16 protein-coding genes are annotated in these 18,603 nt (G+C 68.9%); 3 read left to right on the forward strand and 13 right to left on the reverse strand.

What is annotated here, in order from left to right:
* Positions 1-73: 73 nt before the first annotated feature.
* From AC1DFR_RS09250 to AC1DFR_RS09285, 8 genes are all read right to left on the reverse strand, one after another.
* Entirely contained in the window at positions 74-1,861 is a 1,788-nt protein-coding gene (locus tag AC1DFR_RS09250) for a DEAD/DEAH box helicase (protein ID WP_079554437.1), read from the reverse strand.
* A gap of 213 nt (positions 1,862-2,074) precedes the next feature.
* Positions 2,075-2,392, reverse strand: coding sequence for a DUF3039 domain-containing protein (locus AC1DFR_RS09255; protein ID WP_370122952.1), 318 nt, complete (start codon positions 2,390-2,392; stop codon positions 2,075-2,077).
* A gap of 60 nt (positions 2,393-2,452) precedes the next feature.
* The gene (gene nagB, locus AC1DFR_RS09260) at positions 2,453-3,235 is read right to left on the reverse strand and encodes a glucosamine-6-phosphate deaminase (RefSeq protein ID WP_230008509.1); all 783 of its coding nucleotides are present in this window, start codon (positions 3,233-3,235) and stop codon (positions 2,453-2,455) included.
* A 59-nt stretch (positions 3,236-3,294) separates the two neighbouring features.
* On the reverse strand, positions 3,295-4,866 hold the full coding sequence (locus tag AC1DFR_RS09265; RefSeq protein WP_230008508.1) for a transporter: 1,572 nt from the start codon (positions 4,864-4,866) through the stop codon (positions 3,295-3,297).
* Positions 4,848-5,678, reverse strand: a complete 831-nt coding sequence (locus AC1DFR_RS09270) for an ABC transporter ATP-binding protein (RefSeq protein WP_476873173.1) — start codon at positions 5,676-5,678, stop codon at positions 4,848-4,850. The genes AC1DFR_RS09265 and AC1DFR_RS09270 overlap by 19 nt, the downstream gene beginning before the upstream one ends.
* 101 nt (positions 5,679-5,779) lie before the next feature.
* Complete coding sequence (locus tag AC1DFR_RS09275) at positions 5,780-6,880, reverse strand: NADH:flavin oxidoreductase/NADH oxidase (protein WP_476873174.1); 1,101 nt, start codon at positions 6,878-6,880, stop codon at positions 5,780-5,782.
* A complete protein-coding gene (locus tag AC1DFR_RS09280; RefSeq protein WP_476873175.1) occupies positions 6,880-7,917 on the reverse strand; it encodes a co-chaperone YbbN in 1,038 nt (345 codons plus the stop codon). Before AC1DFR_RS09280 ends, AC1DFR_RS09275 begins: the two co-directional genes overlap by 1 nt.
* Positions 7,918-7,973: 56 nt before the next feature.
* The gene (locus tag AC1DFR_RS09285) at positions 7,974-9,878 is read right to left on the reverse strand and encodes a hypothetical protein (RefSeq protein ID WP_476873176.1); all 1,905 of its coding nucleotides are present in this window, start codon (positions 9,876-9,878) and stop codon (positions 7,974-7,976) included.
* A gap of 193 nt (positions 9,879-10,071) precedes the next feature.
* Here AC1DFR_RS09285 and AC1DFR_RS09290 point away from each other — a divergent pair, with 193 nt between their 5' ends.
* Positions 10,072-11,388, forward strand: a complete 1,317-nt coding sequence (locus tag AC1DFR_RS09290; protein WP_374706739.1) for an AI-2E family transporter — start codon at positions 10,072-10,074, stop codon at positions 11,386-11,388.
* A 109-nt stretch (positions 11,389-11,497) separates the two neighbouring features.
* Here AC1DFR_RS09290 and AC1DFR_RS09295 read toward each other — a convergent pair whose 3' ends face one another.
* Complete coding sequence (locus AC1DFR_RS09295) at positions 11,498-12,307, reverse strand: alpha/beta hydrolase (protein ID WP_476873177.1); 810 nt, start codon at positions 12,305-12,307, stop codon at positions 11,498-11,500.
* A gap of 10 nt (positions 12,308-12,317) precedes the next feature.
* Positions 12,318-12,689: an ATP/GTP-binding protein gene (locus AC1DFR_RS09300; protein ID WP_476848852.1), complete on the reverse strand. Its 372-nt coding sequence runs from the start codon at positions 12,687-12,689 to the stop codon at positions 12,318-12,320.
* 81 nt (positions 12,690-12,770) lie between these two features.
* Between AC1DFR_RS09300 and nucS the strand changes: the two genes are divergently transcribed.
* The gene (gene nucS / locus AC1DFR_RS09305) at positions 12,771-13,466 is read left to right on the forward strand and encodes an endonuclease NucS (RefSeq protein WP_026266819.1); all 696 of its coding nucleotides are present in this window, start codon (positions 12,771-12,773) and stop codon (positions 13,464-13,466) included.
* 289 nt (positions 13,467-13,755) lie between these two features.
* Positions 13,756-13,959 carry a cold-shock protein gene (locus AC1DFR_RS09310; RefSeq protein WP_011692441.1) on the forward strand — a complete coding sequence of 68 codons (204 nt, stop codon included), beginning with the start codon at positions 13,756-13,758 and terminating at the stop codon, positions 13,957-13,959.
* Positions 13,960-14,139: 180 nt separating this feature from the next.
* Here the strand turns inward: AC1DFR_RS09310 and AC1DFR_RS09315 are convergent, their stop codons facing one another.
* From AC1DFR_RS09315 to AC1DFR_RS09325, 3 genes are read right to left on the reverse strand one after another with little or no spacing between them, the layout of a single operon-like run.
* A complete protein-coding gene (locus tag AC1DFR_RS09315) occupies positions 14,140-16,758 on the reverse strand; it encodes a bifunctional lysylphosphatidylglycerol flippase/synthetase MprF (RefSeq protein WP_476873178.1) in 2,619 nt (872 codons plus the stop codon).
* Complete coding sequence (locus tag AC1DFR_RS09320) at positions 16,755-18,164, reverse strand: alpha/beta hydrolase (protein WP_476858831.1); 1,410 nt, start codon at positions 18,162-18,164, stop codon at positions 16,755-16,757. Before AC1DFR_RS09320 ends, AC1DFR_RS09315 begins: the two co-directional genes overlap by 4 nt.
* Positions 18,165-18,169: 5 nt before the next feature.
* The gene (locus AC1DFR_RS09325; protein ID WP_223916017.1) at positions 18,170-18,601 is read right to left on the reverse strand and encodes a DUF2550 domain-containing protein; all 432 of its coding nucleotides are present in this window, start codon (positions 18,599-18,601) and stop codon (positions 18,170-18,172) included.
* Positions 18,602-18,603 lie beyond the last annotated feature (2 nt).

The raw sequence follows: 18,603 nt of genomic DNA on the forward strand, positions 1-18,603 counted from the left end.
TGGCCTGAGCCCATAACCCCCGGGCCCATAACCCTGTGCCCATAACACTGTGCCCATGACCGCCTGCGCGGGGCTACTTCCGGCCGATGAACCAGTCCTGGAGCTTGCGCAGACGGGTCTGCAGCTGTTCCTCGTTGGCCTGGGCGACGGCCGGGCCGCCGCAGACGGTCCGGAGCTTGGTGTGGATGACGCCGTGCGGGGTCCCGGTGCGGGCCGACCAGGCCGCGACGTTTTTGGCCAGCTCGGTGCGCAGGTCCATGAGCATCCGGTGGTCCGGCACGGCCGGGGCCGCAGCCGCGGCTGCCTCAGTCTGCGGGGAGCGCCTGTTCTTCCGGTTCAGCTGCTCGTGCTGGCGCTGGCGCAACAGCGTGCCGACCTGTTCAGCGTCCAGCAGGCCCGGGATCCCGAGGAAGTCGAGCTCGTCCTCCGAGCCCACCTCGCCGCCGGTGCCGAATTCGCCGCCGTCGAAGAGCACCCGGTCAAAGGACGCCTGGGAGTCGAGGGCCTCGAACTTGCCCTTCATCAGGGAATCGGAGGCCTTCTCCTCGCGGTTCGCCTCGTCCATGAGCGAATCCTCGGGATTGAAGAGGCCGTCGCTGTCTTCCTTCTCCGGGCGGTCCAGGGCGTGGTCGCGCTCGGCCTCCATCGAGTTGGCCAGGGCCATCAGCTGCGGCACCGAGGGCAGGAAGACCGACGCCGTCTCGCCGCGCTTGCGGGCACGCACGAAGCGCCCCACGGCCTGGGCGAAGAACAGCGGGGTGGAGGTCGAGGTGGCGTAGACGCCGACGGACAGCCGCGGAACGTCCACGCCTTCGGAGACCATCCGGACGGCCACCATCCAGCGCTTCTCGCTGGCGGTGAATTCCTCGATCTTGCTGGAGGCCTTGGCGTCGTCAGAGAGGATGACGGTGGGCGATTCGCCCGTGATCTTCTTCAGCTGGCCGGCATACGCGCGGGCGTCCTCGTGGTCGGTGGCAATGACCAGGCCACCGGCATCCGGTACGCTGCGCCGGACCTCGCTGAGACGTTTGTCCGCGCCGGCCAGGACGGCGGGGATCCATTCGCCGGCCGGGTTCAGCGCGGTGCGCCAGGCCTGGGATGTGATGTCCTTCGTGACGGCCGACTCCCCGAGCGAGGCGGCCATCTCGTCCCCCGCGCTGGTGCGCCAGCGCATTTGGCCGGAGTACGCCATGAACATCACCGGGCGGACCACGTGGTCGCGCAGGGCCTTGCCGTAGCCGTAGGTGTAGTCGGCCTTGGAGCGCCGGATCCCGTCCCGGTCCTCGGCGTACTCCACGAACGGGATGGGCGAGGTGTCCGAGCGGAACGGGGTGCCCGTCAGGGAGAGCCGCCGGGCCGCCGGGTCGAACGCCTCACGGAGGCCGTCACCCCAGGACAGGGCCTCGCCGCCATGGTGGATTTCGTCCAGGATCACCAGCGTGCGGGCGGCTTCGGTCTTGGCCCGGTGCAGCATGGGCTTGCTGGCCACCTGGGCATAGGTCACGGCGACGCCGATGAACCCGCGGCCGTGCTGGCCGTCGGCATTCTTGAAGTTCGGGTCGATCGCGATGCCCACCCGGGCAGCGGCGTCGGCCCACTGGCGCTTGAGGTGGTCGGTGGGCGCCACGATGGTCACGCGGTTGACCACCCCGGAATCGATGAGCATGGACGCCACGCGCAGGGCGAAGGTGGTCTTACCCGCGCCGGGGGTTGCGACGGCGAGGAAATCCTTGGGGTGGGTGCTGAAGTAGCTGTCCAGCGCCTCTTGCTGCCAGGCGCGCAGCTTGGGGGCGGTGCCCCAGGCGGCCCGCTCGGGATAGGCGGGGGGAAGCGTGGGTCCGCCAAAAAGTGTCTCCGTCATTAAGGCGCCCTCCATCCGCGCATGGCTGCAGCCGACGGAGAAACCCAATTAAGCACAAAAACACCAATCTTTTTGGATGGACCGTAAGGCAGTACCCGGACAGCATGGACCGGCAATCAGGAAAGCAGAAAATCAGGGGCGCGACGACGCGCCGCCATAGGGAAGCGCCGTCCGAAGGCGGCTAACGGAACCTGTTGGTTCCGTTGATTGCCCTTACTTGTCGCCGGAGCCCTTGCCGCCGTCGTTTCCGGGGCGCAGGCCCTCGTAGACTTCCTTGCATTCGGGGCAGACGGGGAACTTCTGCGGATCCCGGCCCGGAGTCCAGACCTTGCCGCAGAGCGCGATCACCGGTTCACCGGTCAGCGCGGATTCCATGATCTTTTCCTTGCGCACGTAGTGCGAGAAGCGCTCCCGGTCACCGGGCTCAACTTCCTGGCGCAGTTCCTCGCGCTCGATCGTGGCCGTTGACGTCCCGGCTCCGGAGAGCTCGCGCATCGGATCGTTTTCGAGAGGATCGGTCATGCTAGTCATGACACCCATCTTAGCCGTTGGAAGGGCGCTGCCGGACCTGCGGGGTGCCGGCGGCGGGGCCTAGAGGCCCTGCCAGGCGGGTTTGTGGTCGTAGCTGTGGCGGTAGTAATCCGCCAGCCGCAGCGACGACGCCGCCGCCTCGTCCAGGAGGATGGTGGCGTGCGGGTGCAACTGCAGCACGGAGGCCGCACAGATGGCGGCGACGGGGCCCTCCGCGAGGTCCCGGACGGCCTGGGCTTTTTGCGCACCGGTGGCGATCAGGATCACGTGGCGGGCATCCAGGATGGTGCCCAGGCCTTGGGTCAGGACGTGGTGCGGCACGTCGGCCAGGCTGCCGAAAAACCGTGCGTTGTCCCGGCGTGTCTGCTCGATCAGGGTCTTGATCCGCGTCCGGGACGCCAGCGACGAGCCCGGTTCGTTGAACCCGATGTGGCCGTCCGTTCCGACGCCGAGGAGCTGAAGGTCCACTCCCCCGGCGTCGCGGATGGCGTCTTCATAGGCCCGGCAGGCCGCGGGGATGTCCGCCGCCGCGCCGTCGGGCACGTGGACGTTGGCCGGACTGATGTTCACCCGTGCGGTGAATTCGCGGGCGATCACCTCGCGGTAGGACTCCGGGTGGCCGGCCGGCAGCCCCACGTACTCGTCCAGGGCGAAGGCTCGGACCCGGCTGAAATCCAGTCCGGCGCGCTCGTGCCGCGCCGCCAGTTCGACATACACCGGCAGGGGCGTGGAACCGGTCGCCAGGCCCAGGACGGCGTCGGGCTTGCGGCGGAGAAGGGCTTCCACCGCATCCGCGGCAAGCGACGCGATCCGTTTGCTGCCGGGAAGGATGACAACTTCCATGATCCTGCCTTTACTGGCCTACGTGGTGTCCGAGTCTGCGCACTCCCAGCATGCACCCGTCAGCGGTTGACGGCCAGTTGTGCCAGCAGCTCCGGCGCCCGCCGGTCCAGCCATGCTCCGCCGGTCCGGACACCGACGGCGAAGAGCGTGAGGCCGAGCACGGGTCCGAGGGCCAGCGTGATCCAGCCCGGCATGGAGCTGCCGGTGATGAACTGCGCGGCCACGAGCGCCGCCTCGGGCGCCACGAGGACCAGCAGCACGGCCATGCCGCCGAACTGCACGGCGAGGGTCTGGGCCACGTTGCCCGGCGGCTTCTTGAACGGGCTGTCCCCCGGGAGCGGGACGCTCACGGTGTAGCGCGCCGAGATCACCGAGGCCAGGCCCAGGCCGGTGAAGAGGACGCCGAGGCTGAGGCCCAGGACCGCGGGCAGCTTGTCCCAGTCGCCGGTGAAGAAGAACGGCCCGACACTGAAGAGGACCGCCACCGGCAGCGCGAAGCTCAGGCACGCCAGCGCACGGCCGAGCCGGTCGTCGGCGCCGCGCACCCCCGTTGCCACGTGCAGGGCGAAGGCGGTGCTGTCATAGGAGACGTCCGTGGAGATCGACCAGGCCAGGAGGAAGGCCGTCAGCGGCCCGACGAACTGGAACGGGCCGTAAAACCCGCTCTGGCTGCCCTGGAAGAGGAACAACACCGGCAGGAGCGGAACGACCACGAGCGCGCCGGCGTAGCGGGGATCGCGCAGCCAGTAGTACAGGGACCTCGCGGCGACGGCGGCGGCCGGTGTCGCCGGGAGCAGCCCGAACAGGCCCGTGCCGCCGGTCCGCCGCTTGGATGTCCCGGCGTAGGGCGGGGTCACCAGGGCGCGCTGCAGCAGGAGTTTCCACGCCAGGGCCAGGCCCGCCAGGGTGGCCGCGGCGATGAGGAATTTCACGGCCGCGGCCGCGTAGCTGCCGGCAGCCAGCTCGCCGCCGAGCGAGAAGGCCGCCCCGGCCGGCGTCCAGGACAGGGCCCGGGCCAGGCCGGTCAGGAAATCGCCGGAACCGGCGATTCCCCTCGCGATGCCCGCCACAATGGGCCCCGTGAGCACGAGCGGGATGAGGAAGGCGACGGAGCTGATGTCCTTGAAGCGCCGGGAGCTTGCCAGTCCGGCCGTGGCCGTGGTCACGACCTTGGAGAGAACGATGCAGCTCAGCACGCCCAGCACGGCACCGACGAGGGCGCCGGCTGCGGCCGGCAGGCTGCGGGACCAGGTGCCCACCGTGGCGAGCGCAACGAGTGAGGTTGCGAGACCCGGTATGCCGATCAGGCCGCCGAGCGCCAGCCCGGCCAGCAGCTTCGGCATGGGCACGGCAAAGGTGGTGAACCGGGCAGGGTCCAGCGTCATGTCCGCGGCGGAGACAGCGACGGGAATGATGGCCCAGCCCAGCAGCGCCGTGGCGCCGCCCAGGACCACCACGGTCTGGGCGAGTTCAATCTCCACCCCGCGCAGGACGAACAGCCCGGCAACGCAAACAGCCACGATTCCCAGGGCATACAGGGCGCCGATCCCGAGGCCCACCAGCTGCCACGGGCTGCGCCGGACGCTGTTGCGCAGCAGGGTCAGCTTGAGCCTCAGAAGGTGCGCAACCATTCCAGCCCTTCCGTGTGGTTCCGGCCGCCCACGAGCTGCACGAAGCGGTCCTCGAGGCTGGCGCCGGCGCGGACTTCCTCGACAGTCCCGGCGGCGAGGACCCGGCCGCCCGCGACGACGGCGACGTGGTCGCACATGCGCTGGACCAGGTCCATGACGTGGCTGGAGACGATGACCGTTCCGCCCGAGGAAACGTAGCGGTCCAGGATGTCGCGGATGTTCGCCGCGGAGATCGGGTCCACCGATTCGAACGGCTCGTCGAGGACCAGCAGCCGCGGGGCGTGGATCAGCGCCGAGGCCAGCGCGATCTTCTTGGTCATGCCGGCGGAGTAGTCCACCACTAGCGTGCCGGCGTCATTGGCCAGGTCCAGGGCAGCGAGCAGTTCCGCCACCCGGGACGCCACCATCGCCCGGTCCATCCCGCGCAGCAGGCCGGCATAGGTGACCAGCTGCTCGCCGCTGAGGCGGTCGAACAGCCGGACGCCGTCGGGCAGGATCCCCATCAGCTTCTTGGCCTCCAGCGGATGCTGCCAGACGTCGACGCCGTGGACCAGCGCGGTGCCGAAGTCCGGGCGCAGCAGGCCGGTCGCCATCGACAAGGTGGTGGTCTTACCGGCGCCGTTGGGCCCGACCACCCCGTAGAAGGAGCCGGCCGGAACGTCCAGGCTGATGCCATCGACGGCGATTTTGTCGCCGAAGCACTTGGCGAGGCCAAGCAGGGACAAGGCAGGCACCTGCAGGACAGCCGCCGGCGGCGAAGACGGACCGGGCGGGGCTGGCTGTCCCTGCTGGCCAGGGGGCTGGAATGTCATGACGCCAGACTAACCGCCGGACGGCGCGAAAAGGATAGTCCGCAAGGCGTACGTTTTCACTCGCGGGAACCGCGCAGCTGTTTCTGGAATGGATGCCGGTTCTAGAACGAATGCCGGGGCATGGCCCGCTCGTACTGCGGCGGCCACGCGAGGTCATGGCCGAGCTCAAACGCGGCCCGCAGCCACCAGTGCGGATCCCGCAGGGCGGCACGGGCGATGAACACGCCGTCCGCCTGGCCGGTGGCCACCGCGTGTTCGGCCTGCCCGGCGGACGTCAGGAGTCCCACCGTGCCGGTCCTGACCCCGGTTTCGCGCCGGATCCGTGCGGAGAACCCGGTCTGGTAGCCCGGGCCTACGGGAATCTGCTGGTGGGCCACGGCCCCGCCGCTGGAAACGTCCACCAGGTCCACCCCGCGCTCGGCGGCGGCAGCAGCCATCCGGACCGAGGCGTCGGCCTCGATCCCGCCCGGCGCCCAGTCCGAGGCCGAGATCCGCAGCAGCAGGGGCATGGAGTCCGGGATGACGGCGCGGACGGCGTCCACCACGGCAAGCGTCAATCGGTTCCGGCCCGCCTCGTCCCCGCCCCAGCGGTCCGTGCGGTCGTTGACCAGCGGGCTTTGGAACTGGTGCAGCAGGTAGCCGTGCGCGCCATGGATTTCGATCGTGTCGAACCCGGCATCGACGGCCCGCACGGCGGACGCGGCGAAATCGGCGATCACGCCGTCGATCTGCGCTTCCGTCATGGCCGACGGCGGCGCGTAGCCGTCGAATGCGCCGGTGCCAGGACCCACGGTGTCCCAGCCGCCCTCGGACGCCGGCACGCTGCCCGCCTTGCCGGAGAACGGCCAGTAGGAGGACGCTTTCCGGCCGGCGTGCGCCAGCTGGGTGCCGATCTTGGTCTCCGCGGTGCCGTGGCGGTGCACGAAGGCGGTGATGCGTTCCCAGGCCGCGGCCTGGTCGTCGTTGTAGAGTCCGGCGTCGCGGGGGCTGATCCTGCCCGCGGCGTTGACGGCGTTGGCCTCGGTGAGGACCAGGGCCGCTCCCCCGGTGGCAAAGGAGCCCAGATGCATCAGGTGCCAGTCTGTGGGCACGCCCTCGCCCGTTTCGGGGTCGCAGCTGTACTGGCACATCGGGGACACCCAGCCACGGTGCTGCAGCCGCAGTGACCTTAGATCCAGCGGCGCAAAGAGTGCCGATCCCACTAGAACAGCACCCGGGCCAGCCCCTGGCGGGCCTTGGCGACGCGCTCGTCGCCGGTGCCGACGACGTCGAAGAGTTCAAGCAGCCGGACCCGGGCGGTCTCCCGTTCCGGGCCGAAGTTGCGGCCAATGAACGTCACGATCCGGCCAAGGCCGTCCTCGATGTGGCCGCCGGCGATATCCAGGTCCGCAACCCCGAGCTGGGCCTCGAGGTTGTCCGGTTCGTCGGCCGCGAGCCGGCGCAGGGCATCTGCCTCGGGCCCGGCGAGGGCCTGCAGGCGATCCATCAGTTCCACCTGCGCCAGGCCGGCCTTGGCCTCCGCGTCGGCGGGCATCTCGTTCAGGGCCTGCCGGTAGGCGGCGGCCGCGGCCGCGTAGTCGCCGGCCTCGATCGCATCGAACGCCGCCTGGTGCAGCGGCGGCAGCGGCGGCGCCTCCGGTTCCGCGCCAACCGGGCCGCCGGCGCCGATCCGTCCGGTCACGCCGTTGGTGGCGGCGACCTTGAGAAGTTCATCGAACAGGCTGCGTACCTGCTGTTCGTCCGCGCCTCCCTGGAAGAGCGGCACGGGCTGGCCTTTGACCACCGCGACGGCGGTCGGCACGGCCTGCACCTGGAAAGCCTGGGCAAGTTCCGGGAACACATCGATGTCCGCGGCCCCGAGGACCAGCCGGCCGTCGTAGCTCTCGACGATGCCTTCGAGGACGTCCACCAGCTGGCCGGAGCCTGGCGAATAGGAGGCCCAGAGGGCGATCACCACAGGCACCTGGGCCGAGAGGTCCACGAGCTCCTGGAAGTTGCCCTCGGTCACATCCACGCGCAACGGCCGGCCCGCGTGGTCGGCCGGGCCGGATGCCGGGGCCGCCGGGGCACCGGCAGAACCGGCGGACCCCGCCGGGCCGGGGGCTGCGGCGCCGGGACGGGAAGGTCCCGGAGAACTCGGTGCCGGCCGCTGTTTCAGGGCGGAGAGATCGACGGCGCCGCGCAGGTTCAGCGGGCTGGCGGCAACTGGCGGGACCGGGCGGGAAGCTGGCGTAGTCATAGCTCCACTCTAGCCATTGAAGTCCCGCCCGGCGCCACCATGCCCGCCGGCGAAGGCTACTTGAAGGACGCCCCGACCAGGCCGCGGGTGGCGGCCACGAGCTTCATCGGGTCCGTGGAACCGGCCGGCGGAACATAGACAGCCACGGACTCTGCGAAGTCCAGCACCATGCCGGTACTGGTCTCCTTGCCGCCAGCCAGGGCGGCCGCGTCGTCGCCGATGGTGAGCTTGTCCCCGTCAGCCTTCGGAGTGCCGTCGAACGAGAAGTTCAGCCGTCCCAGGACCAAGGCCCCGCCGTCAGCGGTTCGGAACACGACAGTGTTGTCCGCGGCCGCCTTGTGCGTGAAGGCGAAGGTGCCGTTGACGCCTGATTTGACGACGTCGGCCTGGTAGGCGAGGGTGTCCGCGATGTACGGGGAGGACTGGCCTTCGACGAGCTTGTCCTTGAAGGTGGAGTCGGCCTTGGTCAGGCGGTCACCGAGCCCGGCGAGGGCTTCGTCGCCGCTGTACGCGAGCCCGGTCTTGTCCGCGGGCGCCAGCGTCTCCGTACCGGCCCTGCCGATCCCCGGGAAGGTGGCACCCGGCTGCAGCGGGGTGCTGCTGACCAGCTTGTAGTTATCCCGCGGGGAGTCCTGGGTCAGGGTCAGCAGCTGCGGGACGACGTTGCCCTCGCCCTGCGTCACGGCCATGACCGAGCGCGGCCAGCTGCGCTTGTTGGTGACCACCGTGGTCAGCAGCTTGGTGGAGCGGACAGGCATGCGGGCCTCGTAGGAACCGACCTGCGAGCGGATCTTGTAGTTCTGTGTGCGCACCTGGAGTTCGGACTTGGCCACCCGCGGCGCCAGCTTGGCGGCGTCCTTGGCAGCGTCTCCTGCATCGACGGCACCGGCAACCTGTTCCAGGACGCGGCGGAACTGCGCGTCCAGCAGCACCGGCGCATCGCCGGTCTGGCCCTCACTGCCCGGGGTCGCGGCGTCTGAGGCCGGGGCACCGGAGGCGGGAGCACTGGAGGTCGGAGCACTGGGCGGCGGCGCGGGCGTCTGGCTGGCCTGGGCGGCCACTGACGTTCCGGCGACGGCGGCGGCGGTCAGCACTGCCACCACGATGCCGGAACGGCGCACCGTGCCGGAGCCCTTCTTCTGGCCGGCCGCTGCTTTCTCCGGCGCTGTTTTTTCCGGGCCTGTTTTCTCCGGCGTGGCCGGCTGCGGTGCAGTTTCGGGTGCGGGGGTGCCGGGTGCGGCAGGATCCTGGGTGCTTGCCGTCGAGCCGTTGTCCCCGCGGCGTGCCGCTGCCTTGGCCTGCGCGCGGCGGGCGAACGTGCTGCCGCCGCCGGTGCCGCCCCCGGTGCGGTTGCCTGACTTCGGCTTGAGGACCAGCAGCGCCCCGCCGGCGATGATCAGCAGGCCGCCGAGCACCATGAGCGGAATGGCCCAGGGCGTGGAGGTGTCGTTCGGGAAAGTCATCGTGATGGAGCCCGGGGCGGGCTTGGTGCCGTCCGCGGCGAGGAGCAGCGACCAGTCGCCGTCGGCCGGCGCGTTCCACGAGTAGTCCATTTCGCCGGTGGCGTTCTCGGTGGTGACCCAAAGATCCGATCCGGCGGGCGACGGCGCGGTAGCGTCGCCGTCGGTATGCGTCAGCTGCAGCGCCTTGCCGTCCTCGGAGACGCCGGCGACGGTGTTGTGGGCCGTCTTACCCACCCAGGCGTCGACGTCGTCCGGGCGTCCCGCGGCCAGCAGGAAGGCCCCTTCACCCTTGACCGTGATCTTCACGGTCCCGGGGTGCAGAGTCTTCAGCTTCTGGTCGAAGACGGTCAGCGGCGCGGCGGTGCCGGTCGGAGCGGTGGCCGTAATCGTCTCCGGGGGAGCCCAGAACGTCTTCTGGCCAATCCCGGCCAGGAGTGTCAGGAGGCCAAGCAGCACCAGGGCGACTGCAGTCTTGAAACGCAAAATACTACCTATCATCAGCGGACAGTTAGCTTCAATAGTAACCATTTTGTTACCCGCGAGTCAGATCGGGGACCCGGACGGCCCCCGGCGGCGGTGCCCGCGGGGGCGTTCTTCCCCTCTGGTGACAAGCCTGCTGATAGTGTTTGCGGTGATCATCACACCAGTGCCGCCAGTGTGGCGCAGCAAGGAATTAAGGGCATTTAACGCAGTGACTGAACATACGGATTCGTCCTCCGCCGGACCAGAAGAAGCGCAGGAATCCGACAGCCAGGAACCCGGCCCCGAACAACCCGTTTCCAGTCCCCGGCCTACAACCTCCCGGCCCCGGATTGCCGCGGCAAATGTCCTTCTGTCCGCGGCCCGGCGCCTGCGCCAGCCCCTGCCCGGAGCCCAGCCGAGAATCCGCTTCGAGATGCCCCCGGAGCATGAGGCCGGGGACGCGGAGACGTCCGCGGCCGATGCCCGCTTCGGCAGTCCCGGTCCGCGCATGTCGGCCCAGCACCCCTTGTACATGGGCTTTATGGGCACGGTCGGCGTCGGCTTCGCCCTCCTGGTCTACTGGATCGGATCAAATACGACGCAGCTGCTTTTGTGGATCATCACGGCGCTCTTCATCACCCTCGGCCTGGACCCGGTAGTGCGGTGGCTCGAACACCGGAATGTCCCCCGCGCCGCCGGCATCCTCCTGTCCGTGTCCACCCTGGCACTGGGCGTCGCCGCATTTTTCGCCACCCTGATCCCCACGATCGTGCAGCAGGTGACGCAGATCGTGCAGCAGGCGCCCAAGTGGGTCCAGGACTTCATTGACTCGGACTTCTTCCGGAGCATTGACAGCCAGTTCGGCATCCGGGACCGCATCAGCCAGGAGCTGGAGAAGTTCGTCAACAACCCGGACGCCATGGGCGGCATCTTCGGCGGCGTTGTGGGCTTCGGCTCCACCGTGGCAAACGGGATCTTCGGTGCCCTGATCGTGCTGGTCCTGAGCCTGTACTTCCTCGGCGCCCTCCCTGCGATGAAGAAATGGGGCTACCGGCTCGCGCCGCGCTCGCGGCGGGCCCGGGTAGAAGCCCTGTCCGAGGAAATCACCGGTTCGGTGGGCAACTACGTGATCGGCCAGGCCGCCGTGGCAGTGCTGAACGCGACGTTCGCGTTCATTGTGATGTCGATCATCGGAGTGCCTTTTGCAACGCTGCTGGCGTTCGTGGTGGCCCTGCTGGCCTTCATCCCCCTCGTGGGCGGCATGATTGCCGGGTGCCTGGTGACGCTCGTTGCCCTAACCGCCGGCTGGCAGACCGCGCTCGTCTTCGCTATCTGCTATTTCGCGTACCTCCAGTTCGAGGCCTACTTCATCTCTCCGCGGATCATGCAGAAGGCCGTGGCGGTCCCCGGCGCCGTCGCCGTCATCTCCGTGATCGCCGGCGGCAGCCTCCTGGGCGTCCTCGGAGCCTTGATCGCCATTCCCACTGCGGCGGCCATCATGCTGCTGGTCAAGGAAATCCTCATCGCGCGCCAGGACAGCCGCTGACGGGGCTCCCCGATCGGTTTTTCGCACTGAAACAGGACAGCCGCACCGTGGTCCACGGTGCGGCTGTCCTGTTTCGGTGCGGTTTTTCTCTCTTCGCGCCGTTGGCGGCTCAGGCGTGTGCCGTGGCGACCGGCCCGTCCCATTCCTGCGGCAGCACCGTTCGGGCACCCCCTGTGGCGCCGCCGGGGATGACCTCGTCCACGATTTCGTTGAGAACCCGCCCGGCGTACTTCTCCCCCACCCACAGGTGCTTGGCGCCGTCGACCCCCACCACCTGAGCCTGCGGCACCAGCGCGAACCTCGCGGCCGCAGCCGCCGGCTGCAGGTAGTCGTCGTGCTCGGGGACCAGGACCTTCAGCGGCTTGCCGGCCTCGGCCCATTCCTTCAGGTGCACTTCCGTGGCCCGGTGCAGCGGGGGCGAGAGCAGCACAGCCCCCTCGATTTCCGAGGCGACGGGCTCGGCGGCGCCGTACATCAGGGCCAGCTCGGTGCCGAAGGACCAGCCGACCAGCCACCGGTTCGGCAGGCCGCGGTCCACGGCGAACTGCACCGCGGCCTCGACGTCGAGACGCTCGCCGATGCCTTCCTCGAAGGCTCCCCCGCTGGTTCCCCGCGGCGATGAGGTGCCGCGTGTGTTGAAGCGCAGGACGGCGATTCCCGCGAGGGCGGGCAGCCGGTAGGAGGCCTTGCGGTAGACGTGCGAATCCATGAAGCCGCCGTGCGTCGGCAGCGGGTGCAGCGTGATGAGTGTTGCCTTGATTCCGCCGGTTTCCGGGACGGCGAGCTCGCCCACCAGCCGGTGCCCGTCCGACGTGCGGAGTTCGACGTTCTCGCGGCGGGCAGGCAGGACCGTGGAGGCGCGGATGGCAGTGGGAGCAGAGGGCTGGGTGAAGACGTACGACGCGGGATCAAAGCTCATGCTGACCAGCTTAGCGATACCGGTAGCTCCGCGAAGTCCAGCAGTTGCTGTGCCAGTGGCGCCGCTCGGCGAGACCCGCGGCGGCGCCAAAGAGGTGGTCCTCGGACCAGACCACCAGGTGGGCGATTCCCGGCAGCACGGCGGTGGAGCAGCCCGGGCAGATGTAGGTCTTCTCGGCGCGGCCCGCGGTGATGGGGCGGACCATCCATTCGCCGTCCGGTGCGCTCTCGCGGCGGGCGAAACCCGAGCGGGCGCGCTCCAGGTCAAGTTCCGGTGCCGGGCCGTGCTTGGCTCCGGCGGCTTTGCTCTTTCCGGGCACTGTGCCCTTGCCGGAGCCTGTCTTCGCAGAACCGGCGCGGCGGGGTCGGTTGGAACGGGGCATGCCTCCATTCTGCCCCAGTCCGGCTGCCCCTCATTGCCGCCCCGCCAGGCCGCCGCCCGCGCAGGCGGTAGAGTTGACCGGGTGCGTTTAGTCATAGCCCGCTGCTCCGTTGATTACGTCGGCCGCCTCAAAGCCCACCTGCCGCTGGCCACCAGGCTGTTGCTGGTCAAGGCCGACGGTTCGGTCCTGGTCCATTCCGACGGCGGGTCCTACAAGCCGCTGAACTGGATGAGCCCTCCTGCGTCCCTGCGGGTCTCCACACCGGATGAGGTCGACGTCGAGGTCGGCGTCGTCGAACAGTGGACGGTCCAGTCGGCCAAGACCGATGACCGGCTCATCATCAACATCCACGAACAGCTGCACGATACCTCCCACGAACTGGGCCAGGACCCCGGCCTGATCAAGGACGGCGTCGAGGCGGACCTCCAGCGGCTCCTGGCCGCCCAGATCGAACTGCTGGGCACCGGGTTCTCGCTGATCCGCCGGGAGTACTTCACCGCGATCGGCCCCGTGGACATCCTGGCCCGGGACGCGGACGGCGCCACCGTGGCCATTGAGCTCAAGCGCCGGGGCGACATCGACGGCGTCGAGCAGCTCACCCGGTACCTGGAACTGCTGAACCGGGACCCGCTGCTGGCCCCGGTCCGGGGAATCTTCGCAGCCCAGCAGATCAAGCCGCAGGCCAAAGTCCTCGCCAAGGACCGCGGAATCGACTGCGTGACCCTGGACTACGACGCCATGCGCGGCGTTGACGACAGCGAATCCCGGCTCTTTTAAGCACCCTGCGGCAGGCTTTCCTCGGGGACGATTCGCGTTAAGACGTTCTTTGCACAATTTTTATGCAATTCTTCCGTTCGCCCGTTGACCTGACGCAAGTGTCATGAAATTCTTATACGAGTCTTTGTGTAGGTGTTTTTTCATGCTCGCAAGACATGTTGCGAGCGTGAAGCTCCTGCCGCCACGGTCCGTGAATCCGGTTCCGTTGCCAAAGGTTCTTCTCGCAGAGTGACCAAGTCCGGTGCGAAGTGCGCCGGATTTATTCAAGATCCACAATGAGGAGAAACAAATGGCTCAGGGAACCGTCAAGTGGTTCAACGCAGAAAAGGGCTTCGGCTTCATCACCCCGGATGACTCCGATGGCGATGTCTTCGTTCACTACTCCGAGATCCAGACCGGTGGCTTCAAGACCCTCGACGAGAACCAGCGTGTTCAGTTCGAGATCGGCCAGGGCGCCAAGGGCCCCCAGGCCACCGGCGTAACGCTGGTCTAGTCTGCCGTCGGGAAGTGCTTTAGGGCATTTCCGGCACCAGGAATGATCCCCGGCATTTATGCCGGGGATCATTTTTTTGTGCATTCTTGGGCGCGGCGTTTCAGCTTGTCCGCATTGGCCCGGATGCATTCTTCAGCCGAATTCCGCACTAACCCGGGGCACTAACCCGCCGGGCCCTGCCTAACGCACCAAAGTGCGCAGCAGGCGGGCACTTTGCCGGACGGACAACCCGGGAAGGTACGCGCGGCTCAGGGCCCGGCCCATCGCCGGCAATTGCAACGGATCCTGGTAGTAGAGGTACAGCGTGCGGTAGTCCGGTTTGAAACGCGACTTGAAGGTTGCCAGCGAGCGGAAGCCGTAGACGGGTTCCAGGGCCCTGCCCACCACGTCCAGGATCCCGGCCAGCCCCTCCGGCCCGGCGTCGCTGCCGCCGGAGTCGCTGCCGGAGTCGCCTCCGGAGTCGCCGCCGCCGGCACTGTCTCCGTCACGGTCCTTCGCCAGCGGCGAGCCGGACAGGGAGATCACCTCAACCGTGCGCTTGAGCTCCAGCACGGCGGAAGCAATGAGGAACTCCATGACACCGGGGAACGCCTCGCCGCGCCGGCGCATGAAGTCCAGGGTCCAGCTCACGAGCTGTCCGTCCGCGTACACCGGCAGCCAGCTCGTAACGCCCTGCACGCGTCCGGAGGCGTCCACCGCCAGGCAGCACAGCACCTCGTCGTCGTCGAGCTCGTCGATGCTGCCGAGCGTGAAGCCCATCTCCGGCACGTGCTTTTGCGCCGCCCACTCTTCGGAGACCTCGCTGAGCTGGGTCCGCAGCGGGGCCGGGAATTCGCTGTAGCGCCCCCATACGGCCTGGACACCGGTCTTCGCGGCACGGTTCAGGGCGGTGCGGACGTTTTGCCATTCCTTGCCCTTGAACTCGAGTTCGCGCACAGCGAGCCTGGTTTCCTGGGCCACGGCCACGCGGCGGAATCCGCGGGCCCGGAGCATCGGCCAGAGGCCGGCGGTGCAGGAGTAGAAACACGGGATCAGGGCGTGTTGGGCGCAGTAGCGCATGAAACCCGCCGCGGTCTCCTCGTGGAGGGCGGCGGATCCGAACGGGCCCGCCAGCGTCAGGGCCACGTTGCCGTGCTGCTGATAGGCCACGCCGCCGCGCCGGTCCGGCGTAAACCAGTATTTGTTCGGTTCCCAGAGCGCCATCCAGGACAGTGAGTCCCCGCCTTGGCGGATCAGGTCACGGGCCGTGTCCCGGTCCCCGGAGCCGACGTCGGTGCTGTGTCCGGTACCGTGCAGCCGCCGCCGCAGCACCAGCCAGACCGCCGCCAGGGCCACCCCCCAGAAGATGATGCCGGCATAGGCGAACAGAAATGACTCGACGGCGTTGCGGTTCTGGAACAACCTGCTGTAGGCGCCCGGAATGGGCAGCGGCAGGTACTGCCGGGCGAGTTCCGCCGCGAGGCCCAGCAATCCCCCGTCGCGGTCCATCCCGCCGGCGGCGAGCCAGGCCACCGAATAGGCCCCGGCGAGCACCAGCCACGTGCCCCCGACCACGATGCCCAGGATCCGCCTGGCCCGCGGAGCAGTCTCGACCCGGAACTGCCGGCGGTTAAGCCAGAGCAGCACAACGAGCAGCAACGGGACGGCCACGAGCGGAAGGACGCGGACGAAGCCGGAGCCCATCACGGCCGTGTGCGGCTGGCTGGCGTAGTGCGGAATCCGGGCGAACAGGGCCAGGTACACGGCGGCCAGGGCTGTCACGCCAAGCTGGACGATGATCGCGATCCGCAGGGCCAGGCGGCGGCCCTGCCGCATGCCGTCAGCACAGATCAACAGCAGGACCACCGGGACAACCGCCAGTGCAAGGCCCAGCGGACCGGCGAGTCCGGCGCGGCCGGCCTCCAGGCAGCTGACGTCCACCGTCCCTCCGCAGTTTTCCTCCAGCTGGCCCAGCGTGGGCAGCGGGTTCAGCACGACGTCGCGCAACAGGGCCAGGGGCCCGGTGGGGCTGCTGACGGCGGCCGTGAGGATCGGCCCCACCGCGAAGATCGCGACCGTGAGGGCCAGCAGGTTGCGGGTCTCGCGTCCGGTTGAACGGTGCCGGTGCAGGGTCCCCCGGTCGCCCTGGATCCACCAGCCCGCGGCCAGGCCGGCAAGGGCACCGGCGAGCCCAACCACTGTCTCCGGATGCCCGACGTAGAGCACCAGCAGCAGGGACGCGGACAGGCCGGCGGTCCGCAGCCTGCGTTGCCACAGCGTGGGTAGCAGGCCGCTGGCGGCCAGGGCCACGGCCAGGACGGCGGCGTAGGGGCCAATCAGCCGGGCGTTGACCATGGGCCCCAGCCAGCCGTCGCCGACATACCGGGCCAGCTGGGTAACCAGCAGGAACACCGTCACAGCAGCGAACTGGCCTACAAAGAAGAATACGGCCGTCCGCAGGGTCCCCAGATGCCGTTCAGCGAGACCCAACAGCAGGAGGATCATCAGTGATGCGGCCAGGTAGGCCAGCAGGTTGGTGGCGAAAAACAGCGAGGTGAACAAGGACCACCAATGCCCCGCTTTCAGCCCCGAAGCGTTGACGGACGCTACGGGCAACAGGGCGTCGGGCGGGCCCGACAGGAAGCTGCCCGTGACGGCCCCGACACCGAGGAAGGCCGCGAGGACCGCCAGCGTGAAGGGTACGGCACGGAAATGCGCCAGCGTCCGGCGCAGGCCCTGGCGCCAGACACCCTGCAGCGGCGGGATCTCCGGCCCCGGGGCCGCCGCGGTCCGGTTACTCCCGGTCTTGGCCTGGCTCATGGCGCGATCCCCCAGCGTCGGGCCAGGAAGTCCAGGCCGCCGGGAAGGCCGCCGGATGCCACGTCCCAGGAGTGCCCAGCGTTGGCGATCCGGTGTGTTTCAACGCTGAACCCGGCACGGCGTGCCGCCTCGGAGAGCACGTCCATGTAGCCGGTGAACTGCGGATCGCGGTCTCCGGCGGCGAAATACACGCCGTGGCCGTCGAAGCGGTGTTCCGCCATGACGCGCAGCGGGGTCAGCTGGTCGAAGGCCGCGGCGTCGGCGCCGAAGGAGGCCTCAATGGTCTTGGCCCGCACCTTCGCGAGGGCCGGCTCCTCCTCGCTGGAGAAGGCCAGCGCCGCGCTGTAGACGCCGGGATGCCTCGTGACCATCTGCATGGCGCACGTGCCGCCGAAGGAGAAACCGCCCGCGGCCCACCGGCGGGGATCCGGGTCGACGTCGAGCGTGCGCTTGATCCAGTCCGGAACGTCCCGCGCCAGGAAGGTGTCCGCCTGGGCAATCCGGCTGTCCATGCACAGCGTGTTTCCCGACGCCGAGCCGTTGGGATCGACCACCACCGTTACGGGCGCCACCCCGGCGTGCTCCGCGGCGAACCGGTCGAGCCGGCTCCGGAGTGCGCCGCCAGTCAGCCAGTCGGCAGGACCGCCCGGCTGGCCGGAAAAGAGGACCAGCACCGGCAGCGCAGGCCGGGGGGAACCCAGGTAGGCCGGAGGGAGATAGACGTAGGCGTCCCGGCTCTGGAAGCCGGAGACGGTGCCCGGGATGACCGCCTTGCGGATGACGCCGTCGGGAAGGTGGTCCGGCGCCTGCCAGTTGGTGAGCCCGGTGGCGGCAGGGGCGCCGGCGGCGCGCGTCAGGCCGGCCTCGAGCGGCTGGATCCGGGCTGCGGCCGCTCCGGTGAGGTCGCCGACAGTGTGGTTCAGGCCGAAGTAGATGTTGATCTGGACGGCGGACAGCGCGAGGACGGCCAGGAAGGCGGCCGTGGCTGCTGCGCCTGAACGCCAGCGACGGCTACGGCCCGGATTAGTACCGGTCGGATTAGTGCCGGTCGGATTAGTGCCGGTCCGTCCGCGGCCCCAGAGTCCAAGCAGGCGCATGAGCCACAGCAGCAGGGCGAGGACGCCGGCAACGGACCAGGCCAGGGTCTCCCACGGCAGTTCGGCAGGGAAGACGGTGACGGCGTAGAGCAGGAACCAGTGCACGGCCGCGACGAGCGCCGCGGCGAGCAGGGTCATGGCAGCCGCGACGGCCACGGCCGCGCCGGGAGCGCGGCGGCCCGTGCGCCGGAAACCCGTGTGCCGGAGGGCAACGTGAGTCAGGAGGTAGGCCAGGCCCGCCGCGGCGGCTGCCCACACGATCCACACCACCGGGCCGTCGACCAGGCTAAGGCCATCGAGGTAGTCCACCGGGGCTAGCGCCAGGTGCCGACGCCGATGACGGGTCCGGCCTCAAGCCAGGATGACAACCCTGTGTAGGCATCGAATCGCATGGCCAGGAGGACCTGCTGGCCCTCGTAGCGGAGCTCCACGATGACGGCGTCGGGCTGGACCTTGAGGAGCTCGGATTCGGTCGGCTTGCGCCGGCCAAGCAGCTCCAGCGAACTGCGCCGGAAGGTGTGCTTGGGGCGGACGCTGAGTGAGACCAGGCGGAACCATTCGAGGTCGTTGTCCTGATAACGACAAACCCCCATCTGCCAGCTGTTTCCAGCCGTGCAGATGGAGGCGTCCACCGTGCCCAGGGCGCGCCGCAGATTGAAGCGGCGCACCCCCGAAAGGCACAGTGCAAATACCAGCAACCCAAACGCAGTTGCCAGGACGATGAACGGCAAACCAATATCGTTCATCA

The organism is Arthrobacter sp. 05T410, assembly GCF_056396505.1.

Coding starts and splice junctions, on each gene's coding strand:
- AC1DFR_RS09250 (WP_079554437.1), bottom strand. CDS start 1,861: ATGACGGAGACACTTTTTGGCGGACCCACGCTTCCCCCCGCCTATCCC.
- AC1DFR_RS09255 (WP_370122952.1), bottom strand. CDS start 2,392: ATGACTAGCATGACCGATCCTCTCGAAAACGATCCGATGCGCGAGCTC.
- nagB (WP_230008509.1), bottom strand. CDS start 3,235: ATGGAAGTTGTCATCCTTCCCGGCAGCAAACGGATCGCGTCGCTTGCC.
- AC1DFR_RS09265 (WP_230008508.1), bottom strand. CDS start 4,866: ATGGTTGCGCACCTTCTGAGGCTCAAGCTGACCCTGCTGCGCAACAGC.
- AC1DFR_RS09270 (WP_476873173.1), bottom strand. CDS start 5,678: ATGACATTCCAGCCCCCTGGCCAGCAGGGACAGCCAGCCCCGCCCGGT.
- AC1DFR_RS09280 (WP_476873175.1), bottom strand. CDS start 7,917: ATGACTACGCCAGCTTCCCGCCCGGTCCCGCCAGTTGCCGCCAGCCCG.
- AC1DFR_RS09285 (WP_476873176.1), bottom strand. CDS start 9,878: ATGATAGGTAGTATTTTGCGTTTCAAGACTGCAGTCGCCCTGGTGCTG.
- AC1DFR_RS09295 (WP_476873177.1), bottom strand. CDS start 12,307: ATGAGCTTTGATCCCGCGTCGTACGTCTTCACCCAGCCCTCTGCTCCC.
- AC1DFR_RS09300 (WP_476848852.1), bottom strand. CDS start 12,689: ATGCCCCGTTCCAACCGACCCCGCCGCGCCGGTTCTGCGAAGACAGGC.
- AC1DFR_RS09310 (WP_011692441.1), top strand. CDS start 13,756: ATGGCTCAGGGAACCGTCAAGTGGTTCAACGCAGAAAAGGGCTTCGGC.
- AC1DFR_RS09315 (WP_476873178.1), bottom strand. CDS start 16,758: ATGAGCCAGGCCAAGACCGGGAGTAACCGGACCGCGGCGGCCCCGGGG.
- AC1DFR_RS09325 (WP_223916017.1), bottom strand. CDS start 18,601: ATGAACGATATTGGTTTGCCGTTCATCGTCCTGGCAACTGCGTTTGGG.